This window comes from Acidaminococcus hominis (assembly GCF_900291475.1).
GTDB lineage: Bacteria > Bacillota > Negativicutes > Acidaminococcales > Acidaminococcaceae > Acidaminococcus > Acidaminococcus hominis.
This window is the reverse complement of sequence record NZ_OLMM01000005.1, coordinates 948,608-970,908: the sequence shown is the minus strand read 5'-3', so window position 1 is coordinate 970,908 and position 22,301 is coordinate 948,608. Positions and strand designations below refer to the sequence as shown.

28 protein-coding genes are annotated in these 22,301 nt (G+C 50.1%); all 28 read right to left on the bottom strand.

Going from position 1 to position 22,301, the window contains the following annotated elements:
- Nucleotides 1-168: 168 nt before the first annotated feature.
- Nucleotides 169-852 carry a hypothetical protein gene (locus C7E10_RS10995; protein WP_105327315.1) on the bottom strand — a complete coding sequence of 228 codons (684 nt, stop codon included), beginning with the start codon at nucleotides 850-852 and terminating at the stop codon, nucleotides 169-171.
- Nucleotides 852-1,718 (bottom strand): putative phage tail protein, encoded by an 867-nt coding sequence (locus C7E10_RS10990; RefSeq protein ID WP_105327314.1) that lies wholly within the window; start codon nucleotides 1,716-1,718, stop codon nucleotides 852-854. The genes C7E10_RS10995 and C7E10_RS10990 overlap by 1 nt, the downstream gene beginning before the upstream one ends.
- Nucleotides 1,719-1,722: 4 nt before the next feature.
- Nucleotides 1,723-2,805 carry a baseplate J/gp47 family protein gene (locus C7E10_RS10985; RefSeq protein WP_200820223.1) on the bottom strand — a complete coding sequence of 361 codons (1,083 nt, stop codon included), beginning with the start codon at nucleotides 2,803-2,805 and terminating at the stop codon, nucleotides 1,723-1,725.
- Complete coding sequence (locus tag C7E10_RS10980; protein WP_105327313.1) at nucleotides 2,798-3,226, bottom strand: DUF2634 domain-containing protein; 429 nt, start codon at nucleotides 3,224-3,226, stop codon at nucleotides 2,798-2,800. The genes C7E10_RS10985 and C7E10_RS10980 overlap by 8 nt, the downstream gene beginning before the upstream one ends.
- Nucleotides 3,226-3,636: a DUF2577 domain-containing protein gene (locus C7E10_RS10975; RefSeq protein ID WP_105327312.1), complete on the bottom strand. Its 411-nt coding sequence runs from the start codon at nucleotides 3,634-3,636 to the stop codon at nucleotides 3,226-3,228. The genes C7E10_RS10980 and C7E10_RS10975 overlap by 1 nt, the downstream gene beginning before the upstream one ends.
- 8 nt (nucleotides 3,637-3,644) lie before the next feature.
- A complete protein-coding gene (locus C7E10_RS10970) occupies nucleotides 3,645-5,654 on the bottom strand; it encodes a phage tail tip lysozyme (protein ID WP_105327311.1) in 2,010 nt (669 codons plus the stop codon).
- Nucleotides 5,638-6,393, bottom strand: coding sequence for a LysM peptidoglycan-binding domain-containing protein (locus C7E10_RS10965; protein ID WP_105327310.1), 756 nt, complete (start codon nucleotides 6,391-6,393; stop codon nucleotides 5,638-5,640). Before C7E10_RS10965 ends, C7E10_RS10970 begins: the two co-directional genes overlap by 17 nt.
- Nucleotides 6,393-8,210: a hypothetical protein gene (locus C7E10_RS10960; protein WP_105327309.1), complete on the bottom strand. Its 1,818-nt coding sequence runs from the start codon at nucleotides 8,208-8,210 to the stop codon at nucleotides 6,393-6,395. The genes C7E10_RS10965 and C7E10_RS10960 overlap by 1 nt, the downstream gene beginning before the upstream one ends.
- Nucleotides 8,203-8,355 carry a hypothetical protein gene (locus C7E10_RS12085; RefSeq protein WP_160101886.1) on the bottom strand — a complete coding sequence of 51 codons (153 nt, stop codon included), beginning with the start codon at nucleotides 8,353-8,355 and terminating at the stop codon, nucleotides 8,203-8,205. The genes C7E10_RS10960 and C7E10_RS12085 overlap by 8 nt, the downstream gene beginning before the upstream one ends.
- A 29-nt stretch (nucleotides 8,356-8,384) precedes the next feature.
- The gene (locus C7E10_RS10955) at nucleotides 8,385-8,783 is read right to left on the bottom strand and encodes a phage tail assembly chaperone (RefSeq protein WP_105327308.1); all 399 of its coding nucleotides are present in this window, start codon (nucleotides 8,781-8,783) and stop codon (nucleotides 8,385-8,387) included.
- Nucleotides 8,784-8,796: 13 nt separating this feature from the next.
- Nucleotides 8,797-9,270 (bottom strand): phage tail tube protein, encoded by a 474-nt coding sequence (locus tag C7E10_RS10950; RefSeq protein ID WP_105327307.1) that lies wholly within the window; start codon nucleotides 9,268-9,270, stop codon nucleotides 8,797-8,799.
- A 16-nt stretch (nucleotides 9,271-9,286) separates the two neighbouring features.
- Nucleotides 9,287-10,603 (bottom strand): phage tail sheath subtilisin-like domain-containing protein, encoded by a 1,317-nt coding sequence (locus tag C7E10_RS10945; protein WP_105327306.1) that lies wholly within the window; start codon nucleotides 10,601-10,603, stop codon nucleotides 9,287-9,289.
- Entirely contained in the window at nucleotides 10,603-10,776 is a 174-nt protein-coding gene (locus tag C7E10_RS12240) for a hypothetical protein (RefSeq protein ID WP_200820222.1), read from the bottom strand. Before C7E10_RS12240 ends, C7E10_RS10945 begins: the two co-directional genes overlap by 1 nt.
- Complete coding sequence (locus C7E10_RS10940; RefSeq protein ID WP_105327305.1) at nucleotides 10,769-11,182, bottom strand: phage tail terminator family protein; 414 nt, start codon at nucleotides 11,180-11,182, stop codon at nucleotides 10,769-10,771. Before C7E10_RS10940 ends, C7E10_RS12240 begins: the two co-directional genes overlap by 8 nt.
- Complete coding sequence (locus C7E10_RS10935; protein ID WP_105327304.1) at nucleotides 11,179-11,580, bottom strand: HK97 gp10 family phage protein; 402 nt, start codon at nucleotides 11,578-11,580, stop codon at nucleotides 11,179-11,181. Before C7E10_RS10935 ends, C7E10_RS10940 begins: the two co-directional genes overlap by 4 nt.
- Entirely contained in the window at nucleotides 11,577-11,948 is a 372-nt protein-coding gene (locus C7E10_RS10930; RefSeq protein WP_105327303.1) for a hypothetical protein, read from the bottom strand. The genes C7E10_RS10935 and C7E10_RS10930 overlap by 4 nt, the downstream gene beginning before the upstream one ends.
- Nucleotides 11,924-12,298, bottom strand: coding sequence for a head-tail connector protein (locus C7E10_RS10925; protein WP_105327302.1), 375 nt, complete (start codon nucleotides 12,296-12,298; stop codon nucleotides 11,924-11,926). Before C7E10_RS10925 ends, C7E10_RS10930 begins: the two co-directional genes overlap by 25 nt.
- A 16-nt stretch (nucleotides 12,299-12,314) precedes the next feature.
- Complete coding sequence (locus tag C7E10_RS10920) at nucleotides 12,315-13,223, bottom strand: hypothetical protein (RefSeq protein ID WP_105327301.1); 909 nt, start codon at nucleotides 13,221-13,223, stop codon at nucleotides 12,315-12,317.
- A 1-nt stretch (nucleotide 13,224) separates the two neighbouring features.
- Nucleotides 13,225-13,836 carry a phage scaffolding protein gene (locus C7E10_RS10915; protein ID WP_105327300.1) on the bottom strand — a complete coding sequence of 204 codons (612 nt, stop codon included), beginning with the start codon at nucleotides 13,834-13,836 and terminating at the stop codon, nucleotides 13,225-13,227.
- Between the two features lie 128 nt (nucleotides 13,837-13,964).
- A complete protein-coding gene (locus C7E10_RS10910; RefSeq protein WP_105327299.1) occupies nucleotides 13,965-15,152 on the bottom strand; it encodes a minor capsid protein in 1,188 nt (395 codons plus the stop codon).
- Nucleotides 15,122-16,582 (bottom strand): phage portal protein, encoded by a 1,461-nt coding sequence (locus C7E10_RS10905; RefSeq protein ID WP_160101883.1) that lies wholly within the window; start codon nucleotides 16,580-16,582, stop codon nucleotides 15,122-15,124. The genes C7E10_RS10910 and C7E10_RS10905 overlap by 31 nt, the downstream gene beginning before the upstream one ends.
- Before the next feature lie 10 nt (nucleotides 16,583-16,592).
- The gene (locus tag C7E10_RS10900) at nucleotides 16,593-18,029 is read right to left on the bottom strand and encodes a PBSX family phage terminase large subunit (protein ID WP_234997696.1); all 1,437 of its coding nucleotides are present in this window, start codon (nucleotides 18,027-18,029) and stop codon (nucleotides 16,593-16,595) included.
- Between the two features lie 193 nt (nucleotides 18,030-18,222).
- Nucleotides 18,223-18,969: a hypothetical protein gene (locus tag C7E10_RS10895; RefSeq protein WP_146109065.1), complete on the bottom strand. Its 747-nt coding sequence runs from the start codon at nucleotides 18,967-18,969 to the stop codon at nucleotides 18,223-18,225.
- 150 nt (nucleotides 18,970-19,119) lie between these two features.
- Nucleotides 19,120-19,557: a hypothetical protein gene (locus C7E10_RS10890; RefSeq protein WP_105327296.1), complete on the bottom strand. Its 438-nt coding sequence runs from the start codon at nucleotides 19,555-19,557 to the stop codon at nucleotides 19,120-19,122.
- A complete protein-coding gene (locus C7E10_RS10885; RefSeq protein ID WP_200820221.1) occupies nucleotides 19,547-20,602 on the bottom strand; it encodes a DUF4417 domain-containing protein in 1,056 nt (351 codons plus the stop codon). Before C7E10_RS10885 ends, C7E10_RS10890 begins: the two co-directional genes overlap by 11 nt.
- A gap of 234 nt (nucleotides 20,603-20,836) precedes the next feature.
- The gene (locus tag C7E10_RS10880) at nucleotides 20,837-21,343 is read right to left on the bottom strand and encodes a DUF722 domain-containing protein (protein ID WP_146109064.1); all 507 of its coding nucleotides are present in this window, start codon (nucleotides 21,341-21,343) and stop codon (nucleotides 20,837-20,839) included.
- 14 nt (nucleotides 21,344-21,357) lie between these two features.
- On the bottom strand, nucleotides 21,358-21,762 hold the full coding sequence (locus C7E10_RS10875) for a RusA family crossover junction endodeoxyribonuclease (RefSeq protein WP_146109063.1): 405 nt from the start codon (nucleotides 21,760-21,762) through the stop codon (nucleotides 21,358-21,360).
- A 22-nt stretch (nucleotides 21,763-21,784) separates the two neighbouring features.
- Nucleotides 21,785-22,156 (bottom strand): hypothetical protein, encoded by a 372-nt coding sequence (locus tag C7E10_RS10870; protein WP_105327292.1) that lies wholly within the window; start codon nucleotides 22,154-22,156, stop codon nucleotides 21,785-21,787.
- Between the last annotated feature and the right edge of the window lie 145 nt (nucleotides 22,157-22,301).

The window sequence follows — 22,301 nt, the reverse complement described above, 5'->3', positions numbered from 1 at the left end:
TTCCTTTGAAATAGGATTTTGCTGCCCTGGCAGCACTGAAATTCCACTTGGGCATTAGGTCCGGACTGAAATGGGGTGCCGTCGCTGTTGTCCAATGCCAGCTTAATGACAGCACTGTCTCCCCTGGTAATCGTGATATCATTCGTGTTCAAGTCGACCCTGTACATGTCACGCCGTCCTGACCCAGAAAAAGAAGTTCCGCGCTCTGGGAGTCACAGAGAATGGCTTCCCCTCGCCCGTGCTTCCTATGGTTATAGGATGATCATGTTCACCATCTTCAGAGATGGTCAAAGAATGATTGTGATTCCCGTTGAAATGGACAATGTATTCCGTATTGTTGTCGCTCTGGTTTCCTTCAGACCGTAAGCCACTTTGGAGGACTGAAAAAGTACCATTGGTAGAAACAGGCCCGATGGCGCTGTCAGCGCCTTTCCCGTAGGATACGTTGGATCTGCTTCGAAAGTTCCCGGACAGATCGGTGGTTCCTACGCTGCCGTTGTGGGGATGTTTTCCAGCTTTCCCAATCTTAGCTGTATGATCATGAGCCGGCAGATTCTCCTTAACCAATGTAATATCGTTGGATCCCGAAATTTCCCCAGCTGGGAATCCGTCTCCGGCTGCCCGAACATACAGGCCTTCTTCCATCAGTTCCCAGGTAGTCCCGCTATATTGCTCTGCCGGGTTAGTCCCAGAGAGGGTGACGATTACATCCCCTATCCTGGGCATAAATTTCTGTTCCAGCGATTTAATGATTTCATCCAGTTTGTCCCAGTTTCGGTTGAAAACATCCACATCATAGGTTTCTGTCTGAAGCGGCTTTTCCAGGGAATAGTTTTTGGTCAAATTGGCCATTACAGCACATCCTCTCTTAAAGATTTATGGCTAATCGCCCGCATGTCTCCATGGGTGAATTTCTGTTTCAAATCCATATGCCGGTTATAATTTAGGGTTACGGTCAAGCCGATGTTCATAGGTACGATCCGTTCCAGCATGGCTGCAGCATTGTCCAGCTGGGATTTCACGCCCAGGTTCAGCTTGCAAGTCAGTTTATAATGGGCATAGTCTCTTTCTAGGATGTAGCCACCCGGTCCACAAAGATCATCCAGCAAAGCTTCCAGCTTTTCATCCGTATAAGGTCTTTGCCCTTTTAAATAGGTTTGCACCCGGAAACGTCGGTCCGTCCATCTGTCCGTGGCCGCCGGCGTAATCCCGAAAATCTTTTCCCATTGAGTCAGCCCATATTCCGTAGCCAGGGCAATGTACTGGTTATACAGGATATTTACCAGGCTGTCCCATAGGTTTTCGAACTCCACGTTTTCCGCCACGCACAGAGCCTGTACGTCTTTGGAATCCCGGGTGACGGGTGGAAGATAGTTGCGGATATCTATTTTCCGCGACAGACTGCCCTGCTCGTTCACCACGAAAGAAGTAGGCGTAACAATGGTGCTGGTAAATCCGTCCTTTCCGGTCATTTGAATATCATAGACGTAATACCCAGCTGATATGTTTGTGTCCAGAGCCGTGAAATGGACCAGCCCATCAACAACTGGCTTTTGGATAATGGCATTTGGGCGGCTGCTAGACTCTTTTACAGTCAGCACCAGGGCGTCGGAACTTTTCGGTATATAAACCTTACCGGAAGAATCTTTGATTATTACAGGGACTGTGGCCTCTTCTTTTTGCTGGATGATAATGGTGTTGCCAGATAATGTAGCCATTCCGTCAGGCCCCCTCAGTCAAAGTCACTGTCCCCAGAAGAGGAACCGCGTCTGTTGGAAGATCCAGCTTTGTAGTTTGTCCATTCACCTTGATATCAGTAATATCTGCTACTCCAGCCACGGCCAGGGCTTTTACCATGATAGCTGACGGCCGAACAGATACCATTTCCTTTTCCGTCTGTTGGCACCACGCCTGCCGCAAAGATAATAAATAAGATCCAATGGTGCCTGTAATTGCCTCCTTGATGTCAGCCAGGGCCGTCCCTGTGGCCGTAGTCACCTTAGCCGTTACAGCGATTGATGTACCTGTTGAGGCTGCCACCGTAACCGTATGACCGATAGGGGCTATGCCATACCCCATTCCGGGCTCATTTGGCGGGTCAATCTGCTTTTGCAGATCAGCCACAAAATCCGCTGCCGGAATATTGTATTCACTGTCCAGCACTACGCATTTCACGGTACCTCCACCATTCCAGCAACGGTACACTTTGACACCGCCCACGCCGGACAAAGCTGTCACTTTTTCCCGGTAGTCTGCCCCATTTCCACCATAGGCATTGGATTTCAATGCTTCAAAGTACCTTTCCCGAAAGGCCTCTGTGTCTTCTTCATCCTGGCCAGGTACGATTACCCCTGTTATCATTGCAGAAGTAAGTCCAGGGACCGTGCTGACTGGAGTAATATTCCCACTGCTGTAGTTTCCAGCCGTGCCAGCTGTTTCGCAGGTCAGTTTATAGGTGTGAGCTGTATCATCCAGCAGAGACGTTACAGTAAAAGAGACGCCGTTCGAATTGAACCGCGTCCCGATATCAACCGCCTGGTTGAACTGCCCTTTTACTACTGCAAATGTAGCTTCTTTGGGCTTGATATTAAATTCTGCTGCCCGCATGATCAAATACTTCCGGCTGGCCGTTGTGGCAAAGGTTTCCTGCAGGATGGCATTGGCCATGAGATAAGCCTCTGCCAGTTCTACCGCTGCCGGGGCCGTAGCATCATAGATAATGCTGCCCTCTCTTTTGTCGTACAAATCGGACACATTGTTCAGCATCCTTTTTTCAATGACCTTTGCAGTCTGTTCCTCAAACAATCCCTGCCACCACCTTTTCAACAGTAGTTTTCCCGTAAATGGTAGAAACCTCCAAGGTCACCACCACATCTTCATCATTATGGGAAAAATTGAAATTCGTCACATCCAGGATTCGGTCATCCTGTTCCAGGGCCTCTGTAATCCGGCGCTGCAGTTCTGCATAAACATAGGGAATGGGCTGACCAATCAGATCCTGCAGCTCTATCCCATAGTTCCAGGAATAAATCAGATACTGATATCTTTCCGTGTTGATGATTTTGTAAATGGCCTGTTTCATGGCCTCCAATTCATCACACTTCCCGGCAACCTGGCCCGTATTTTCATAATCTAACCGGTAGGTCAAGCTGGGTTGGGCCGCAGTACTTTCAATCGTGACATTATCAATATCTGCTGCCCCGGAAGGCAGCACAGATTCAGCCATTATCCTTTACACCCCCTGTTCGGATTGTAGACCCGGTCCAGAACCACAAACCGCTGACCGCCCTCACAGCGGATCAAGATCACCTTATCACCCATTTTTAGTTCATTGTGCACTAGGAAGGTTTTGGTTCCCTTGTATCCGTGATGGTGGCTTTCATAGCGGGCTTCCCCGCTGCCACCCTGGGCGTCTTCCGTCTGATGATCCACCGTCATATCGACGGACCATAAGCTGGTGTTTTTGGTCAGGCTTAGGTTTTCTTCTGGAATCTGCAGCTTTGATTCCAGCTGTATGACCATGGGGGACGTCGATATGACAGTCCCAAATACCACATTGGCTGTTACCCCGGCTTTGACAGCTTCCACCGCAGCCTGTTTAATAAGCTGCAGCAATTTGAAATATTCATTCGGCATAACTACTCCTAACTCTTATTGCTCATGCGGATGATTTTCGTGGGAGCCTCATTGTCTGCATAGGCATAATTGGCATTGCAGTACACCATGTGATAATCTGCAGACGTAGCATTGCTGTAACAACCGCCTACCCCATCAGATACTACTGCATGGTCATCATCTCCATAGATCAAGATATCCCCCTTATTGGCATATCCATTGAAGGTTTCCACCTGATATCCTCTCTTTTCCATGAAGGTTTCCAGGCCTGCAACACTTTGGACGCCGCTGTCATAGGCATCCTTCAGATCTGTATTGTAGTAGCTTCCCAGGGCCGTAGTAGCCCGCACACAACCATTTTCCCCGAAATAGTTATTTCCATTGGTGACCACTGCATCAATCCCTGCATCCACCAGTTTGGGATTGGCACCGCCCACATATCCCCCGTCGCTGTAAACTTCCGGGTAGGATGGTGTCACAGTGGTAAGGGTACCACGCTGCATGGCATGGTAATAATTGGACGCATTGTCAGCCCGGTCGTCGCCGCTTTCTCCGGAAATCTCCACATTGTCATTGAACCATTTGGCTGCAGCCTTGGGGTCATCTTGGGGCATTTGCTGAAACAGATTGCCATTTTCAACTGTGGTAACGTATTCAATCTGGTTATCATTGACTTCCGGATCCAGTCCATTCCTGCTGCACCACTCTTCATACCGGCCCCATCGGTTCGTATCCAGTTGGAACAGACCTTTGTGCCCGCTGTCATTAGTAATGGATGGATCATACCCAGAGTCTTCGGCCTGGATATTTCCCATAACACCAGCAGCCTGGGCATCTGTAGCTCCCAGGCTCTTCATTTTGCTGTAAGCTCCGGCTTCCGTATTGCTCCAGCTGCCGCTTCCCGAATATCGTTTGCCACCTTGTTTGGATGCTTCAGCTTCCTTGATTTTCTCCAAAACCGCTGCGTCGTTGTCATAGGTAACTTTATAGTCCCCGGCCCGTTCGTAGTAAATCAGGTCCAGGTCCATTCCATGCCAATTTTCTTCAAAATGATGGGTAACTGCATCCACTACAAGGTAGGAGGAAACCGTCAAATCGTCAAATTTCATATTGACGTACACACGGGAGCCTCCTCGGACCCGTACATCACCAATAACATTCTTCAGCTTGATTTCTTCACTCCTGCAGTCATGCAGGGTAAGAAACCGTTTTGCTGCTTCCACAGGATTGGTTTCATTGGCATCCGGCCGCATAAGGAACTGCAGACGCCCCCATTGGTCTATGTGCTTCTGGTCTTTGGCTTCCCCAGTCTTAACCAGGGCTTTCCCGGCTTCCCCAGGGGCTTCCCGGACGATTTTCACCATGTCGTATGTTTCTTTATCAATGCTGGATGTGTAAGAATAATTTTCCATCACATCCCCATCCAGCAAACAGTCAAGTGTCATATCCGGGCTGGTGATACTTTTTAAACAGATTTTTCCGGCGTCATCATAGCACTCATAGATGGGATGACCTTTTCCGTAGATTTCCGTCATGGCCAGGGTATAGTTGATCATATCAGCCAAAGTCTTGTTGTCCTCCACATGGCTGATTTTTAGGCCCGTGTCAGCCAGATTCTTGCTGTCATCGGTCTTCAAACCATAGTCAGAGCACAGCATCTTCAGAACTTCTGTGGCTGTCTTGTTTTTATATACCAAACAGTCCTTATTCTTCAAATACCGCATTTGATCATAACAGCGGACAGAAATTACGTTCTCTTTATCCCTGGATCTCTCGAATACGAATCCTTTGAACACCATGGTGTCATTGACTTTAAAAGTGACGGTTGCCCCTTCCTGGAACTTTAGAACATTGTCCATGGGGACCTTGAAAGTCAAACAGGCAGGAATCAGCCGGCGGCCCCGGGTCAGCTGTACGCCGTCCAGGGGCTCCACTTCATAAGCTTCTGAGCTGCTGTTTGATATGATCATCTGGTAGGTTATGGTAGGATGGTTCTGTTGAGAAACTGCCCCTGCATAGGAATCACTGCTTGCTGCCATTGTTAATAAACCCTCCACTGGTGCCTGTCAGATACTTCTTGGTAGATACCTCATACTGTGGGTTCTTCATTTTGATTACCTGCCCGGCCGTCAGAACAGCCGGTATGGCAATCTTGTTCAGTTTCTTAATGAACGGCAGCCCCATGGCCGCATTCATGGCCATAGGCCCCAGGACTCTCTTGCAGATGGTCTGCAAAGTATCCCCCTCTTTGGCTACCACACTGTCAGGGACTTTTCCCTTCCCTGTAGTAGACCGTGTAGTCTCTGCCGTTCCCACTTTTTCCCCGTTGGCATTGGTCTTGATATCGATCTTTTTGGCACCCCATTCCCGGTATTCCTTCAGCAGCACATTGGCGTAAAAGTCATACCCTTCCCGGGCATCTTCATCCAGGCTGTAATCTTCCAGAGTGCACTTCAGGTTGGTCATATTCAGCAGTTCTCCACCGTCTGTCATCCGGACTATGATGAACTGGAACGGATCACTGGCCAGCTTCATTTTTTCCAGCTGATCAATATAAAATGCTGCATGCAATCCTTTCCCCATTATGGATTGGTTGAACGGGTAGTTGGCATTAGGCAGCAGCATCTTGAAAGTAATCTCCGTCAGCCCCGTGGCCTTCAGGATGTTGATTTCGCCCCGGTTCACCAGGGAGATGGTCCGGTTCCTATTCCGGATCCGGGTCCGCAGGGTGGCTGGTGGTATCGGGACCTGCATGGTACCCATGAACATGTAATACATCAGTACACCACGGCTCCTTCCTGGGTTACATCCAGAGCCCTTCTGAGCCCTTCGATCACGCTGGACGTCATTCCGTCCACGTCCACCTGGTTGGACAGATGGTTTTCATTGCTGACCTGGATGGTCACATGCTGTTCCTGCCAGGATACCATGGTATTCTTCTCCGCCATATCCCGCAGTTCTTGGATTTCTTTATCCGTCATATCGATCTTGTCCGCGATCCGGGCTGTGTTATCGGCAATCTTGCCTACACCGTCCTTGATATTGCCCAGGTTTTCGGTGCCTGCCGCGGGAATGCCCGCCGGTCCCTGAGGGACAGGAAGCTTGGGAATCATTCCTTTGATGAATTCGCTGGGGTTGTCGATGAACCGGTCTCCAGCGTCTTTGATTCCCTGGCTGCTGACATGCTGCACTTTGCTGATGGGGTTGATATCCCAATGGAACAGCTTGTTGCCCAGGCTGGCCGCTTTGTTCATGGCTCCGATGAATACATTGATACCATCGATGATGATATTGATGGCACTGGTGATAATATCCACAATGCCATGCCATACACTTTTTACCACATCTTTCAGGGTGCCCATCCGGGCAGCCAGAGCAATGATCACACCAATCAAGATGGTCAGTATCGTGGCAACCCAAACGGCAGGGCAGGCCAGCAGGGTTCCGTTGAATATGGTCTGAGCTATGGTAGCCATAAGGGTCTTACTGTGCAGTCCAACCATGGCGACGGTGTATGCCACTACAAGGTCGCGTTTCACGGCCATAATAGCAGCCCCCACCTTCGAAACAGCTGCATGGGCTGCTTCTGCCAGGGCCATACCCTTCATGACAGCCGTGTACGCTGTACCAACCATGATGCAAGCTTCATAGGTTGCATACCATAAGGCCATGAGCCCCAGGAATGGGCCCAGGTTTTCCGCTACCTGCAGAATCGTTTCCCCAAACCACACCAAGGCATCCACACCATAATAGACAGCATAGCCGACTGTATAAAAAGCCAATGCCAGACCGTCAGTGACTTTGGCCAGGACGTCCGCCTGCATATTGGCGAACCCGGCCTCCATAATGGCTTTCACCCCTGAGATCCTGGCTCCCAGATTGGCCCAGGCCCCTGCCAGGCGATTTACCGCCTGGGCCCGGCGGCCTTCTGGGGTCTGTCCGAATACTTCGTTCATCTTTCCCACATTGTTGGTTATGACCTGGGCCAGCATAGCAGCCCGTTCGGTTTCGTTCCCGTACTTCAGAACCTGAGCTTCTGCATCAGAGAAGGTAATCCCGCAGCGGGTCAGGGCAGCCGTCTGCCCCTGCATGACCTTACCCATCAGATTCCCCAGGCCTACCATATGCTCACTGGTGACATTGACTCCTGCCTGCTGCACGGCCAGGTTGTTCATGGCCGGGATCAGCACTTTCAGGCTGTCTGCCTGGGTCAGGAATGTAGCCAGCTGCTGGGCCCCTGCCCGCTGGGCGCCACCGCCCACAACCCCCAATTGGGTCTGGGCAGTCATAACCCCATGGATACTGTCGATCATCTGCTGGTTGGCGGCCATACGCTGGTGCATAATGGTCTGCAGTTTGATTTCCTGCTGCTGGAGCCCCGTATAGACGGCTACCGCTTTGTCCATTGTCTGGACCGCAGCCGTTCCCAGAGCTGCCACGCTGGTAATGCCCAATGTCATGCCTACCAGGCTGCCGGCCCGGTTCAGCATCCCCAGGCCAGAATTCAGATTCTCCACACTGCTGCCGATAGCCTTCAGGACCGGGCTGACTTCATCGGTAGCCGTAAACCTCGTATTGACTTGCTGACTATCCATTCCGTCCCGCCTCCAAATCATCCAGCTGTTTCTTTTCCGCTTTCGCCCTTAAATCAATAGACGCAATTACCAGGGCCTTTTCGCCCCGGCTCATGGCCGCAAATTGGCTGGGAAGGATATGGAGCTTTTGCAGCGCATAGTGCATAAAAGCAAAATCTCCTTCTCCCTCCCTGATCAGTTTTTTGCTTCGGCCACAAGTTCGTCCAGCGGGGTGGCCATGCCATTAATGGCCAGGGCCTTCAGCTGCAGCTTGTTCATTTCCCCCGCATAAAGCATCTGTTCCAGGAGTTCAGTCTTCCCGTAAACATGGTAACTGTCCTGCAGTGTAGCATCTGCCAGATTGGGTTCTACCACAGATTCAGCCGTAAGCATTTCAGCATATTTTCCGTTGTCAAAGTGGCCGTTGTTCGTGCAGGCCTGTTTCAGTTCCTTGTCCTTTGCACTGGACACGGGCCGCAGCACCCACGGAATTGGTTTCCCTTCTGCATCGACGAACCGGTCAGAAACCACATATGTGGTTTCCTTGACAGGAACTGCTTTACTAGCCAGAAACATAGATACATCAAGTGCCATACTTTCTTCCTCCTTATGCCTTCATGCCGTCCAGAGTGGCAAATTCATCCGGCATTTCAAATCGTTCATACGTAAAATTGGACTCTTCCACGAGAACGTCCCCGCCTGCCTGCAGTTCAGCGATTGTACCATCATCAAAGTTGCAGTTTTTCAAAATTACAGTTTGTTTCCCGGCCGCAGACGTCTTGTCTTCGTTGGTCAGAATTACATCAAAGTAGAAATCTTCTCCTGTGTCCTGGTACCGTTTTAAATACTTCCGAAAAAGGGACGTGTTGTAATACTGGCTCAGGCTGCCGGAATACGTCAGGCTGCCGCCCTTGTTTCCGACTACCGTTGTTCCCATAATATTGACTTTTTTCTTGTCCTTCTTGTATTTGGCCGTTACATGCACTGCCTGGATCAGGCAGATCCTGTTATTGTCCAGGGTAATGTAAACGGACCCCATACCAGCCCATACCGCATCTTTGGCGTTCATCAGTTTAGCCATTGTACTTCACCCCCTCTTAGGCTACATAGCAGTACATATAACATTTTTCCATGGCCACTGCAGGATCGATGGTCACAGTAACCGCCACAGATTCCTTTTCTTCTCCCTGCTCCACTTTTAAGCTGTCAGTATCAAAGGTATCAATGGCCCCAATCCCTTCCAGCTTCTGAGAATAGTCCACAATGTCATTCCAGAAGTTGGTCCGGCCGGGAGCCAGGTTCTGTTCCTTGTCCATATAATACTTTCCAAAAAGGACGGCAATATCATTACCCCACTGATCCAGGACGCGCATGACCTGGTTCAGCCTGAAGTTCTTATTTTTAGCCTTTGTGAAACTAGTCAGGCTGTTGATATCCTTCAGCACATAAAATTCACTGCCATTTGCCTGATGGAAGCAAAGTTCCCCATTTAAAATCTGGTTTTTCAGATCCGTTTGCTTGGTTTTGACAATCGGAATAAATTCCCCATCATATTCTTTATTCCCCACGGTTCGATTTACCTGGCAGGAAGCTTCTGCCCCTACCAGCCAGTAAATCAGGGCTGATTCCGGGAAGTCCGCATCCTTTACCCCTGTAGTACAGTTGATCCACCCTTCATAGTCCCCGGATTTGTTATAGCCGATGCACTGGAATTTGGCCCCCACATCGTCCCTCATCCGTTTGGTATAGGACAGATACAGGCTCTTGATCGTATCATCCGTAGACAGGCATCCCAGGATATTAAAAGAATAAGATTCCAGCTGTGCCAGAAAATCGCTATGGGTGGATCCGGTAGCCGCTGTGCCATTGGTCCCACCGGACAGGTATGTGCCAGCGGTCACCGCAATATTGGCTGTATCAATCCACCTTACATAGTCGTTGTCGTCCAGGTCGGCCAGGGTCTTAACCCCGGTCTGCCGGTCTTTCAGGTCCCCGTCAAAATAGGTGCATACGTCAAACTTTGCCGTATCATCCACATTGGCGGAAATCGTAATCATGATCTTGTTCCCACAAATCCCGCTGTATTTGGCTTCACAGAAATCAGACAGGGCCTTTGCCCCGCCGCTGTTCAGCCGGTAACAGTACAGCGTCTTCAGGTTCAGGAACAAATCTCTCAGCCCTTTCATTTTCTGATCCGTATAGTCGTACCCGAAATACTTCTGGGCGTCGGTCTGAAAGTCTTCCTGTTCTACAGTAAAGACCTGCTTGTCCGGGCCCCAGTCAAGTTCCAGCCCCAGGGCCGCATAACCCCGGTCAGACAGCTCAGAAGAGGCCTTGGCTACACTGACAAAGTTGATATAAGTACCTGGCAGGACTTTATTCTGCACAAGGAAAGTACCACCGCCGTAGCTCATCAGTTCACGCTCCTTTTCATAAAGGTGGAGATCAGAGAATCCACCTCTTCGCTGGTATAAAGCTTGTCGTCATCCAGGAGTGCTTCCAGGATATCCACATAACCTTCATACTTTTTACTCTGCAGCAGCAGCTCTTTTGTAAAAGAAGGGCCGCCCATTGCCATTTCATCCATTTTTGATCCCTCCATTGATGGTCAGATGTTTCATCATAGGCCCTTGTTCCTGTGCCCTGGTCAGGAGCACCTGATAGGTCACAAGAAAATGCAGAGCACCGTCTGCCCAGTGATAGGAAAAGCCGGATCCGCGGATCCGGCCGTCGTCAGTATTGATTTCTTCCAAAAGCTCGAATAGGTCATCAGCCACAGCCAGGGCCTTTTCCTTGTCTTCTGACAGATAAACCACGTCAAAGGAATAACCCACGCTGTAGCGCCAGGCTGTCAGCCGGCTGCTCATGGTGCCCGTGGCCATGACTATAATATCCCCGTCCCGGATATCCTGTTTGGCTTCCGTCACATACACAGTAGCCTGCAGGGGCTCCAGGGCCAGGGCTATGGCGTTGATCACAGTCTGGTTGGTCATTTCATCCCCATTTCTGCCAGCATGGCCTGGATGTGCTTCTTGCCGATTTTACCAGTCTCTGCCTGTACCTGCTTGCAGGCATTGGTCATCATGTACTGTCCTTCCACCCATCCATGGGAGCCATCTTTTCGATTGGTCCGGTGCCCGTATTCCACATAGGGGGCGTATTTTGTGTCATTGTAGAGAGAGGCCACATAGGCCGTTCCCTCTTTCATGACGGGAGTCACCTTCCATTCCCGGCGCAGGGTACCCGTAATTACAGGTGTAGCCTTCTTTGTGGCTCCCAACGCGGTTATGACTGTTTCTTTCAAGGCCCCCTGGATATGCTGTTCCACTTTTGCATTGCCCAGGCTGGCCCGGTACTTTGCAAAACCGGATACATCCACTTTTACGCTCATGGCCGTCTCCCCACTCTTTCCAGCTGGACGGACCCATGATGGGAATAGACGGCCGGAAAAGAAGAATTCTGGAAGTCTTCTTCTCTGCCATCATCCCATTTAATATGGATCCGGCTTCCTGGGGGGATAGTCAATGTTTCAGCATCGTAGTTCATGGATATCTCAACGGGCAGCAGGTCAGCCGTATCATTCCCCTGGGCTGCTGGCACAGACCGATAAACCACACGGCAGCGGGTTTCTCCCAGTTGCTGCAGCTTTTCCCTGGTAATATTGCTGGCATTCTTTTCTTTCTTCCAGGTGGAAACTGTCGCTGTGGCATCATAGAGGCTCTGTACAGCTTTTTTCACCACCGCAATTTTCGGAAACATGACAGGTCCTCCTTTGCCAGTTCCTGGATCAGAGCATCCAATCGAGCTTCCGCAGTGGATCCATCCAGGGAGACAGATACATCTCCTTCAGAAATGCTTTTGACCACCTGGAGGCTGTCGCTGCCCAGCACCGTTTCCTTCTTTGTCATCAGAAAACGACTGCAGGCAGCATCCCGCAGGGTGCCATACAGGGCAGAAGGCAGCGAATCCTGGGCAGTTTCGTTCAGGATCAGCTGTTCTTCTGTATCCAGCAGGATGCCCAGCAGTACGCCGTCTTCCGCCGTAGGCTGGTATCCGGTCAAAGCCGTGATGTAGGTCCCACAGTCAGCTGCCGTTGGTTTATTGTCCATTTACATCACCCTTCCGTCAGGCTGCAGGGTCAACATGGGCATAGAAGGCGTCCAGTCGGTTCTTGGGGATCCAAATATCATGGAACTTCCGGTAGTCTACATGCCAGGCATTGGCACCCTGGTATGCAGGATAGCCGGCTTCTCCGTTAGGACTGAAGATCCGGACCGTATCCGTTTTGGACACAGCAATGGGAGCAAACTGGGGGAAAATCAGCCAGTTAATAGCAGCGCCGGCAGCTTTCAGTGCCTTCGTGCTGGTGTCCTTGGTTACTTTCGTATTCATACGGGTACTGGAGACCTTAATGATGGGGATTCCATCCAGTCCTTTTACTTCCGTGTGGATTTCTCCGGAAGTGAAAGTAACAGGGTCCAGTTTTTTGTCTAGGGCACTGTTCAGCAGGGAAGCAGTGTTGATATTCATCACAATTACAAGGCCGTTTCGGGTCCCAGCTTTATCTTCCACCGCCGTAATGTCTGCCTGGAGTTCGTCCAGGATAATATCTTTGGTCAGGGATTTCGCCGTGGAATGTTTTGCTCCTTCCGTAGCCAGGAAAATCTGGTTCCACCGATATAGATCAATTTCAGGGATTACCTTTTCTCTCTGAAATACTCCCATGATATTGCCCACATTCACCATATAATTGGTTTCATTCACATCCATGGCGTCGATATTAAAGCTCTGGGCCCGGTCCTGGGTCATTTTCATGGTTTCGTAGGCCAGGGTAACAGCGCCGCTGGGGTAACCAGTCTGTCGGTCGTAGTCGCTCAGACCGTCCGTAGTGATCGTCGGGATCTTTACGGTATCGCCGCCGTTGTAAATGACCTGGCCGGCATTGGCTTCCAGAAAGTTGGAAGTGGCTTCCTGGGTAATCTGCTGATCCAGCAGCGTCTGGAAAATTTGAGTTTTTTCAAAAGCGTTCGGCATGTTATTCCTCCTTACTCATTGCAGGGAATCGGCCGTGCATGGCATTCCAGATGATTTCGCTGTCAGAAGCTACATGGTCGCCTTTCCCGCTGCCATCTGCCCCTTCACCCGGTTGGAAGCCGCCCAGCTTAATGGTAGGCTTATTTCCCCCGGCTGCCGGCTTATCATCAAAAGCCCAGGCATTTTCCGTCTTGACTTTGGAAATGGCATCAGCCATGCCCTTGATGGAACCGTCTTCTGCCAGTTCGTACTTGTCCATATGCAGCATGGCCTTAACAGCGTCCACGTTTTTGGCGTGAGCAGCCACTAAGGCAGCAGAGAGGGCATTATTCACTTTCATCTGGTGGATCTGCCCATCATAGGCTTCTTTCTGCTTCTTATTAGCTTCCTGCAAGCTCTGGATCTGCTTTTGCAATTCGTCATTCCCTTTGGCTTTCGTCTCCAGGTCCTTCATTTGGGCGTCCCGTTCAGTCATTTGGGCTTCCAGTGCCTTTTTTCCCTCGTTCACCTCATTGAAACGGGATTTCGGCACAAAGTTCTTACCCTGGTCATCCAGGATCTGCTGGATGACATCATCACTCAGGCCTAAAGATTTCAGCTGTTCATTGTTCATGGTATTCGTCCTTTCTCAGTTCGCTTGTTTTCGTGGTCAGCGCCCACGCCGCCGGTCTTGTTCTTTTCCGCCTGCAATACCAAAAAGGCAATAAAAAAACAGGCCTTACTGGTCTGCTAAATTCAATATTATTTTTTCCTCTGGACAACTTTTTCACCAGTATAGCCAGTGTCACTTCCAGAAACATCCACATCCACCCCGTTTCCTTCGTGGCCGCCGGTGTCAATTCCGCCTTTCTGCTGGGGGACTTCCACAAATCGCTTTTTCCATTCCGGATAAGTCAGTTCTCCATCTACCAGGACCGTTTTTCCAGTTTCCATATCCCGGGCAGCTCGTTTATCTTTCCCCTTCAGCACATTATTTTCGATATAGGGTATGGTGGTTGTCCGGCAGTTTGGATGGAATGGTGGGGCTGTGTCTCCTGGGCGGTAGTCCTTCATATCATGAATTTCCCCGTCCAGACTGGCACATATATCGCAAGTCTTATCATCCAGGGTAGCCAGGATCTGGTATTTCTCCACATCATACTCTTTGTAAGTATCTCCTGCTGCCAAACTGGCAAAATAAGCGCCTTCCGTTACAGCCAGCCTCTGGGCCGCATATTTGGCAACCCCGAACTGGCTTATCAGGCTTTTGGTCATGGCAGCAGGGTCTACACCGCTGGTAAACCCTTTTACCATTTCATCCTGTACTGTATTAATCAAATCTTTCTGGTTCGTCCATAGCCGGTCTGAAAAGGTCTTGCCATCCGGGGCCCAGGGTTTAGCCAGGACCCGGTCTATGGATTTTTTGTCCACCTGGGCAAAAGGCTCATAGTAGGCTTTCGCAGTCTGAATGTCGTAGGCCGTCCGCATGCTGGTATCTGTAATCAGGTTTTCCAGCTTGCTTAGCATGGCGCTATCCATACCACCATAGGCTTCCCGGATATAAAGGGCAGAACGGGCCTGGAGGGCTTCCAGGCGGCTGACCCTTGCCCTGGTACTCAAAGCGTCTAAAAGCTTGTCAAAACGGCCGTCAGAATTGTTTCTGGCCATATCAATATATTGCTGCAGGATATGACGGAACTCTTCCCGTTCTGCATCTGTCAAATACTTTCGGGCTTCTGCAAGGGTCATCTGGTTGTTTTCGGCATATTTTCCATACAATGCATAGATTTCTTTTTCTATGCTGGTATAGGCATAATCCAGGGCTCGCTGCATATCCCGTGCCAAGTTCATTTCGTCCTGGTACTGGGCTTCTTCTACAGCCGTAGCCCGTTTCTTCCACCAGTATTTTGCATTTTTTGTCAACCGTGGGTCCCGTTGTTTTTGCTCCATCCTTCATTCCCTCCATAGGGGTCCATGGCAGCCATCTGTTGCGCCTGTTCCTGCTGGACTTGTTCCAGTTCTTTCTTGCTGTCTTTGACCCAGGGATGATTGGCAATAATAGTCTCCTGGCTGATGATTCCCACGCTGGCACGGCAGTCATTAATCACTTCAGATTCATTGACCATGGTATCCCGGTTAAAAATGAACTGGACGTCTGTTACAGGGCGTCCCAGGGCCGAATTAAAAGTATTCACAAACCACATGAGATCCGCCATGCTGGCCTGGAATTCCAGTTCCATGTCATCAGCGTCCAGATCCAGATCCGTATACATGGATCTGATATTCATCATATTGGGGCTTCCTGCTGTCAGCCGGTCATCCTTTGTATCCAGACCCCGGCCGTTTTCGATGATAGCCCGTTTCAACAGGTTGATGATGGCCTGGTAATTCTCCGAATTCACCGGTACGGCCAGCACATCCACACCGCCCGGGTCCCGGACCTTTACACCGCCATAAGTAGCCAGGTTCCGCCGGAATTCAGCCATATTCTGGCCGTCGTAGTTGTGCAGCACCAAAATGGCATTCCGTGGGTCTTCCTGCATATTGTCCATGTAGCCACTGTACATGACATTCAAAGCATCCTGCAGTGATTTTACCCGCTTGATCAGGGGGATTTCCTCACTGTTCAGCTTGAACGGGATCAATGGGATGCGGCTCCAGTTGAAAGATTTTGTTTCTACCGGTTCCCCTTCCCCGCTGTTGATCACAACATAGGGGAAAATATCTGTACTTTCTGGTTTCAGGCTTCCAGCCTCATAAATGAACTTCTGCACCCCATCCAGGGTGTACCATTCAACCCGCTGCACGATTTTTTTGGTTTGTCCTTCATAGACTTCCTGGGGGTACATCCGCAAAAAAGCATCCAGGGCGGTATGATCCTGATCTTTCCAGAAAGGAAGGATTTCATAGCCATGGAAACGCTTGAATGCCAGCTCCCCGGCACTGTCCACATAGGGGAACAAATAGGAAATTCCGCAATTCAAGGCATCTTTCCCCACAGCCCGCAGGGTTCGGCGGAACCTGGAACCAAAAATATCATTAACCATATCCTGGGCGGCTTCGTTGCCCGCCCTGGCATCTACTGGTTTGGCCAGCAGATAATTGGCTTTTTGATCCACCAGGAACGCATAGCGGTTGTCAGCCAGGCGATTGTTGGGCAAATTATGTACCGTAGTCACAGCCCCATTTTCTCCGATCACCGTACGCTGCTTATGCTCAATAGCCTGTTCCTGACGGTAATAGGCGTCTCCTGTAAGCTGCAGCCGGCGTTCCGGGCTGTTGATCCAGTAGTAGATTTCTTTCTCCAGAAACTGTTTGGTTGTCATGTTCTGCCGGCTTCCAGCCTTCAGCAGCATCCCGATAAAATTATTGAGAAACATTTGTCCTCCATCAATCAAAAGAATAAGTGGCCCCATCCATATCCTGCCGCAGCGCATACCGTACACTGTCGATGGTATGATCATTGGCCTTTGGGTACTGGCTGATGAAATTTCCATCTTTGTCCTGGGCAAATTCATACCCCACGAATTCCCGGTAAGTGTTGGGGCAGCGGCGTTTGTCGATATATATATGGGCCAGATCTGAAAGCCATTTAATAGCAAAGTCCCGGCTGTCCGGGCCTTTCTTGACCGGTAAGCACCGCAGCCCCAGATCACACAGCCGGGCAATACTTTTGGGTTCCGCGCTGTCAGCGTTGACATATCGGTTTCCGATCCGGTCTTTCACCAGCTCATAGGCTTTTTCATTGGATATCTGGACGCCGTAGACCTCATCGAAAATGTACAGATCGTGCTTTTTCGGATCATAATGCATTTTTGTGTAGGCAAAGGGATCAATGGCAAAACCAAAATCAATCCCATCCCGGATATTGTCGAACTGGTTGTTGATCATTTCATCCGTCATTTCCAGGTCTGCCACATTGCCGAACACATCGCCCCCTGTGCCCGTCACTTCTCCCAGGTATTCATGGGCATACAGGTCCGGTCTCTGCTCTTTCAGGGCTTCTGCTTCTATGAAAAACTGTTCGCCCAGCCAATCATGGGGGACCAAAAGGTAATTGCTGCTGCTCACCAGCCGATCTGATCTGTCTGTCAGCTGCTCCACATTCACCCAGTTGTCCCGGCTCTTTGGTGGGTTAAATGAATAGAAGCACCAGGTGGCCGGGCCGCCCCGCAGTAGGGACTGGTTGATGTTCCGGATTTCCGCCATGCCGGCGAACTGATCCAGTTCTTCATACCAGAGCACCCCGACATAACCAAAGGGCATTTTCAGGGATTTCAGTTTTGCCTTGTCATCCACCCCGAAAAACAGGATTTTCTGTCCTGTCCGGTTCAAGGTAATTTCCATGGGGGATCTTTTGAAACTGAATTCATCCATCAGCCCCAGTTCTTCAATGGCCCATTCAATTTGCTGGTAAACGGAATTCTTCAAGGTGTTCCCAACCTTTCGCAGCACAACCGCGTGCACATCAGGATGGGCAATCATTAGCTTTGGAATCTGCAAAGATATAAAAGAAGACTTTGTGCTGCCGCGGCCGCCCTTCAGCCAGTAATGGGTGTGCAAATGCCGTTTAATATCAGCGCTCAGCCCATCAAAAGCCGGTATGATCAAGTTTGTATCATCTGGTACGGTCAGCGGCTGCTGGGTAGGGGCTTCCATATCAAAGAGCCCAGAAAGCTCAGCCAGCATGCCAAATGCTTTGGTATCTCCTTTCATGGCCTGGACCGTCTGTGCCAAAATCATGGCGTCCTGGACCCGCAAGTTTTTCTCTTTGGCTTCTGCCAGGCTTTTGATTTTTTTGTCAACTTTGCCTGGCTTCATTGGCATACTCAGTACTTCCCTGGTAAGCTCTTTCCACGTCTTTAATGCCCGGCGTTTACGCCCGGAAGCTTGTCCGGCTTTTCTTGCATTTTCTCGGCGTTCACTCGGTGTTCGTTGATTGTTAGGGACTAAGTTTTCATCATTCATCGTCTCCCACTATCCTGTTGAAAAATCCAATAAAAAAAGACAGCAGCCGCTGTCACACCTTTATGTTTTTGAATTTGTACCCATACTTTTTCTGGTTTCTGGACAGCCAACGGTCTACCGCGTCATCATAGTCCTTGCCCCGCATGGAAGCCGTCTTGACTGCTTTCGCAAATGCCTCTGCTTTAAAATGGGTTCCTTTGGTTATAAGCCGGTACCCTTGTCCGCCAAACATTCCCTTGTCATAGGTCGCCACAATACCACGCAGGCCAGTTTGCTGGGACGCTGTAATCAGATCCGTGTCAGAGAAAGACCCACCGCTGGGATGATTATGCACAGCCAAATCCCCTTTTCGGATCCGTCCCAGGCTGACAGAAGAACTTCCACCATGGGTGTAACTGTTGGCAAAGCCCATCCGGTCTATGGTGACAGAATGTTCTCTTTCGGGCCGCAATGCGGCCCGATTCATGAATGTTTTTATGGCATTCTCTGGCGTTTTCACTTTTACTCTTACATTGACTCTTGCGGGTAAATCCGACTTATTGTGCCCTCCTCCCCCACCACTGGCATGCCCGAATTTAAAAGATTTCATACCGCTGCTGCCAGAAGCGCCTCTCCCTCCTTCAAGGGGGATGGAGAAATCTTCTTTTTCGTCCAGGATATCGCCTATCTTCTTTCCACCAATGGTGTAATCCAGCAGGCTTTCGGTATCCTGGAATACCTTTTCCTCTTCTGTTTCGCTGTTCCACAGGGCCCACCTCCCATGCTTGCGCCGGAAAACAATATCTTGGTCGGTTACCATTACCAGAGACTTCCCCAGCATTTTCAGCTGGAAAGTATTGCTATCCATGCACTCCCCCCTATTCTGGCAATAAAAAAGCAGAACCGTTTCCGATTCTGCTTCATGCGAAGTATCCGGATTTCAACCGGAGCCTCCTCTATCAAGGCGCGCTCACCCTACGCCATGCTTCGCAATCCAATTATCCCACGTTTTCTGTGCAAAGGCAACCAGCCTTTTCTCTTTCATAGTTAGCTTCCGTGTTCCATATTCATCATGTATGTACCCTAAATGCGTATGTGGATTCTCTCCCTGATGTGGATGATCCAAATCAATCTGTTTTGACCTTTTAAGGCTATTGTCATAGTAAGTAATACTCTTGAGTTTTGCGCCTGTTTTCTTATTTACTACCAAAACGTAAACACGCCCTTTAGTCATGGTTTCCATGGGTGTTTTGGCCGAGCCATCTTTATTTTGAAGTATGAATTTGATATTTCCAATCTTGAGAAAATGCATTTTCCCATTAGCATCTTTCTCCCGTATGGTATGGTATTCCTTCCCATACTTTATTTTTTGGGTACTTATTCCGCTGCTGGCTCCTCTACCGCCCACTCTTCATCTTCTCCGTAACAGCATTTTCAAAATAAATTGCCTTGCACGGGAATTTATAACCGATATCCCCACCGTATACCACAATGGCCGATGGTTTCAGCCGCTTCATGGCTTCATCCATCCCAGTTTTCCATACTTCCATGGATTCCTTGTCCCGTTTCACCCCGATAGTGGAAACAGAAACCGTGCCGCCGGGTTCAATCCCATCAAAGCAGAATTGAAAGCTGGCATCTTCCGCCCAGGACAGTGTAGGGATTACCTTTACCTGCATATCCTGGAGAATCTGCCCGATCAGCCGGGACCGGTACACATTCCAGATCTTCATGGCTATGGGCATATCCAGATAAAGGGAAAAGTCGGGTGTCAGCACATAATCAAAGGCTGCCAGCTTTTCGCAGTACTCCTGGGGCTGGTTCCATACCCGTTCAAACTGGTAATCGTCCACATAGAAATGGATTCCCAGCCCAGGCCGTGGCTCAGTCGTCAGCATATAGTTGAACCCTATCAGCTCTGTGGGAATCCCTTTACATGACTGGATCAGGGGCATCTGGTAAAACCCTGCTGTACGCCCAGGATCATAGTCATGGAGGTTATATGCGTCCATGGTCCGTTCCCGTTCGTTTTCTTTTTCTTCTTGCTCTTCATTGTCTTCTGGGTCCATGGCAACATCCAGCCCTGTCAGATCAAATCCGAACTGATCCATAGGGTAATCCAGATCCACCAGGTCTTTTAGTTCTCCCAGTAACAGATCCGGATTCCATGTAGCCATTTCCCCAACCTTATTGTCTGCCAGCCTGAAAGCCTTAATCTTTTCCGGGCTCAGATCATTCGCCACAATACATGGCACAGTCTTCAGGTGCAGCCGTTTGGCCGCTTTTAACCGGGTGTGCCCGGCCACTATGACCCCATCTCTGTCAACAACAATTGGCACTTTGAACCCGAAATCCCGGATAGAATTGGCCACGTATTCCACTGCTGCATCATTGTCCCTTGGGTTCTTTTCATATGGGGTTATGCTTCCAATGGGCTTTTCAATAATTTCCATGGCCATTCCTTTCCGGCAAAAGAAAAAACGCCTGGGCAGATTTCAAGATCTGCTGGCGTTTTTTCTTGACTCTGGGTATCTCTCATGCTTTCATTTCGTAAGGGAAGATTGAAATGAGCTGTGTGAAGAGGCGGAGGTCATCTCCTTTTCACCACGATACCAGTATATCACGGAAAAACGCCAAAAGACGGGTGAAAAACGGGTGGGTTTTCGGAATTTTCAATCTATCTCTTATTACAGCAGGATGAATTTCCGGCGCCGGTTGGCCGGGTCTGCCTTAGGCCCGCACACCTGGATGGCCAGCCGCCGCAGCAGCTTCCGGTTGAACCGGTCCCTGCAGGTCTTTTCATCCATGTGGACCATGTGGGCGATTTCGATCCAGGTCCTGCCGTATACCGTCCGCTGCATGATGATTGTCTGATCCATAGAGGGCAGCTCCTGCAGGGCTCTGTCAATCCGGCCCAGCCGGTCAGCCAGGACTTCCAGATCTTTCCTTTTGGCTTCCAGATCTGTATAGTCTTCTTCCCGCTGCAGGGTGGCTGTTTCCTCTTCGCTGTCCTTGTGCCAGCCGCCGGACCCACCCCCGTTGTATCCAAACCGGGTGCCCTTGGGACCTGGGACAATGGCCAGTTTGGTTTCCAGTTCTGCAACTTCCTTTTCCAGGCTGGCCTTGTATTGCCCCCAGTCGATGTAGTTTTTCAGGTACCGGTAAACTTCCTGTTCGTACGAATTGTAATACATGGGCTTCCCTTCTTTCATCGGTCTTCTGTCACCTTCACCAGGATGTGCGGATTTCCATCGAAATCCGTAAACCGTTCTGCCTTCAGGTGGCAGTATTTCGGGCTGTCGTTCTTGATCAGCCCGATTTCCTGCATGGCATCCAGGATGAACTTGCAGCCGCCTCCAATGACGTTGTCGTCATCCCTTCTGTGGTTCCGGCCATAGTCCTCAAAGAACTGGACCTCAACCACCACATGGCCAGGGAACTGCATCCCCAGGCGGTTATCTTTGGCCAGGGTGGCCTTCATAACCCATTCCAGTTGTTCCTGGGTATCCTTCTTCAGCTTCGCGCTGCCGTACCGGTTGGTCCTGGCCACGTTGATGATGTCGTTCATACACGGAAGCCGCCCCTCAATCCGGAAGCATGCTGTTCTTGTCATGGCTAAAGTCCCTCCTCTTTGATTAGCTCTCAAGCGTATCAACAAACAGCACAATCGCTTTTTCCCAGGGTAGTCCGGCAATGAACTTCATGGCAGCTCGTTCAAACAGCGGCCCATCAGGAAGAGATTGTATCTTCTCGACTTCTTCGGTTTGGCCAATGCTCTCCATGAAATCAGCCAGATCATCTTCAGCTTCTTCTCGCGTCCAGGTCCTGCCGTCATATTCCCAACATGTCCATAGTTCTTCAATTTCCGCTCCCACGACCATACCGGCCCAGCATCCGTAATCTTCCCCATCTACAACTTCGCTTCGGACCATGGCCACGATTGGCAGAGTAGGATTTGCTGCCGATAGCTTTAAAAGGTCCCTTAAAACCCGATTTATCGCTCTCATATTTTCATTCCTCCCCTTACTGTATCAACGGACAAAATCCCACTGCCGCAATTTTCTCCCCCGCCCTGCTGCAGGTCATGTAGTCCCACAGCCTGGGGTATGGAGCATACTCCCGGGGCCTGGCCCAGGGGCAGGCAGCACACCG

Bases quoted from the DNA above. Each gene is read 5' to 3' on its own strand.
- C7E10_RS10995 (WP_105327315.1), bottom strand. From the start codon at position 852: ATGGCCAATTTGACCAAAAACTATTCCCTGGAAAAGCCGCTTCAGACA.
- C7E10_RS10990 (WP_105327314.1), bottom strand. From the start codon at position 1,718: ATGGCTACATTATCTGGCAACACCATTATCATCCAGCAAAAAGAAGAG.
- C7E10_RS10980 (WP_105327313.1), bottom strand. From the start codon at position 3,226: ATGGCTGAATCTGTGCTGCCTTCCGGGGCAGCAGATATTGATAATGTC.
- C7E10_RS10975 (WP_105327312.1), bottom strand. From the start codon at position 3,636: ATGCCGAATGAATATTTCAAATTGCTGCAGCTTATTAAACAGGCTGCG.
- C7E10_RS10970 (WP_105327311.1), bottom strand. From the start codon at position 5,654: ATGGCAGCAAGCAGTGATTCCTATGCAGGGGCAGTTTCTCAACAGAAC.
- C7E10_RS10965 (WP_105327310.1), bottom strand. From the start codon at position 6,393: ATGTATTACATGTTCATGGGTACCATGCAGGTCCCGATACCACCAGCC.
- C7E10_RS10960 (WP_105327309.1), bottom strand. From the start codon at position 8,210: ATGGATAGTCAGCAAGTCAATACGAGGTTTACGGCTACCGATGAAGTC.
- C7E10_RS12085 (WP_160101886.1), bottom strand. From the start codon at position 8,355: ATGCACTATGCGCTGCAAAAGCTCCATATCCTTCCCAGCCAATTTGCG.
- C7E10_RS10955 (WP_105327308.1), bottom strand. From the start codon at position 8,783: ATGGCACTTGATGTATCTATGTTTCTGGCTAGTAAAGCAGTTCCTGTC.
- C7E10_RS10950 (WP_105327307.1), bottom strand. From the start codon at position 9,270: ATGGCTAAACTGATGAACGCCAAAGATGCGGTATGGGCTGGTATGGGG.
- C7E10_RS10945 (WP_105327306.1), bottom strand. From the start codon at position 10,603: ATGAGCTACGGCGGTGGTACTTTCCTTGTGCAGAATAAAGTCCTGCCA.
- C7E10_RS12240 (WP_200820222.1), bottom strand. From the start codon at position 10,776: ATGGATGAAATGGCAATGGGCGGCCCTTCTTTTACAAAAGAGCTGCTG.
- C7E10_RS10940 (WP_105327305.1), bottom strand. From the start codon at position 11,182: ATGACCAACCAGACTGTGATCAACGCCATAGCCCTGGCCCTGGAGCCC.
- C7E10_RS10935 (WP_105327304.1), bottom strand. From the start codon at position 11,580: ATGAGCGTAAAAGTGGATGTATCCGGTTTTGCAAAGTACCGGGCCAGC.
- C7E10_RS10930 (WP_105327303.1), bottom strand. From the start codon at position 11,948: ATGTTTCCGAAAATTGCGGTGGTGAAAAAAGCTGTACAGAGCCTCTAT.
- C7E10_RS10925 (WP_105327302.1), bottom strand. From the start codon at position 12,298: ATGGACAATAAACCAACGGCAGCTGACTGTGGGACCTACATCACGGCT.
- C7E10_RS10920 (WP_105327301.1), bottom strand. From the start codon at position 13,223: ATGCCGAACGCTTTTGAAAAAACTCAAATTTTCCAGACGCTGCTGGAT.
- C7E10_RS10915 (WP_105327300.1), bottom strand. From the start codon at position 13,836: ATGAACAATGAACAGCTGAAATCTTTAGGCCTGAGTGATGATGTCATC.
- C7E10_RS10910 (WP_105327299.1), bottom strand. From the start codon at position 15,152: ATGGAGCAAAAACAACGGGACCCACGGTTGACAAAAAATGCAAAATAC.
- C7E10_RS10905 (WP_160101883.1), bottom strand. From the start codon at position 16,582: ATGTTTCTCAATAATTTTATCGGGATGCTGCTGAAGGCTGGAAGCCGG.
- C7E10_RS10900 (WP_234997696.1), bottom strand. From the start codon at position 18,029: ATGCCAATGAAGCCAGGCAAAGTTGACAAAAAAATCAAAAGCCTGGCA.
- C7E10_RS10895 (WP_146109065.1), bottom strand. From the start codon at position 18,969: ATGGTAACCGACCAAGATATTGTTTTCCGGCGCAAGCATGGGAGGTGG.
- C7E10_RS10885 (WP_200820221.1), bottom strand. From the start codon at position 20,602: ATGGAAATTATTGAAAAGCCCATTGGAAGCATAACCCCATATGAAAAG.
- C7E10_RS10880 (WP_146109064.1), bottom strand. From the start codon at position 21,343: ATGTATTACAATTCGTACGAACAGGAAGTTTACCGGTACCTGAAAAAC.
- C7E10_RS10875 (WP_146109063.1), bottom strand. From the start codon at position 21,762: ATGACAAGAACAGCATGCTTCCGGATTGAGGGGCGGCTTCCGTGTATG.
- C7E10_RS10870 (WP_105327292.1), bottom strand. From the start codon at position 22,156: ATGAGAGCGATAAATCGGGTTTTAAGGGACCTTTTAAAGCTATCGGCA.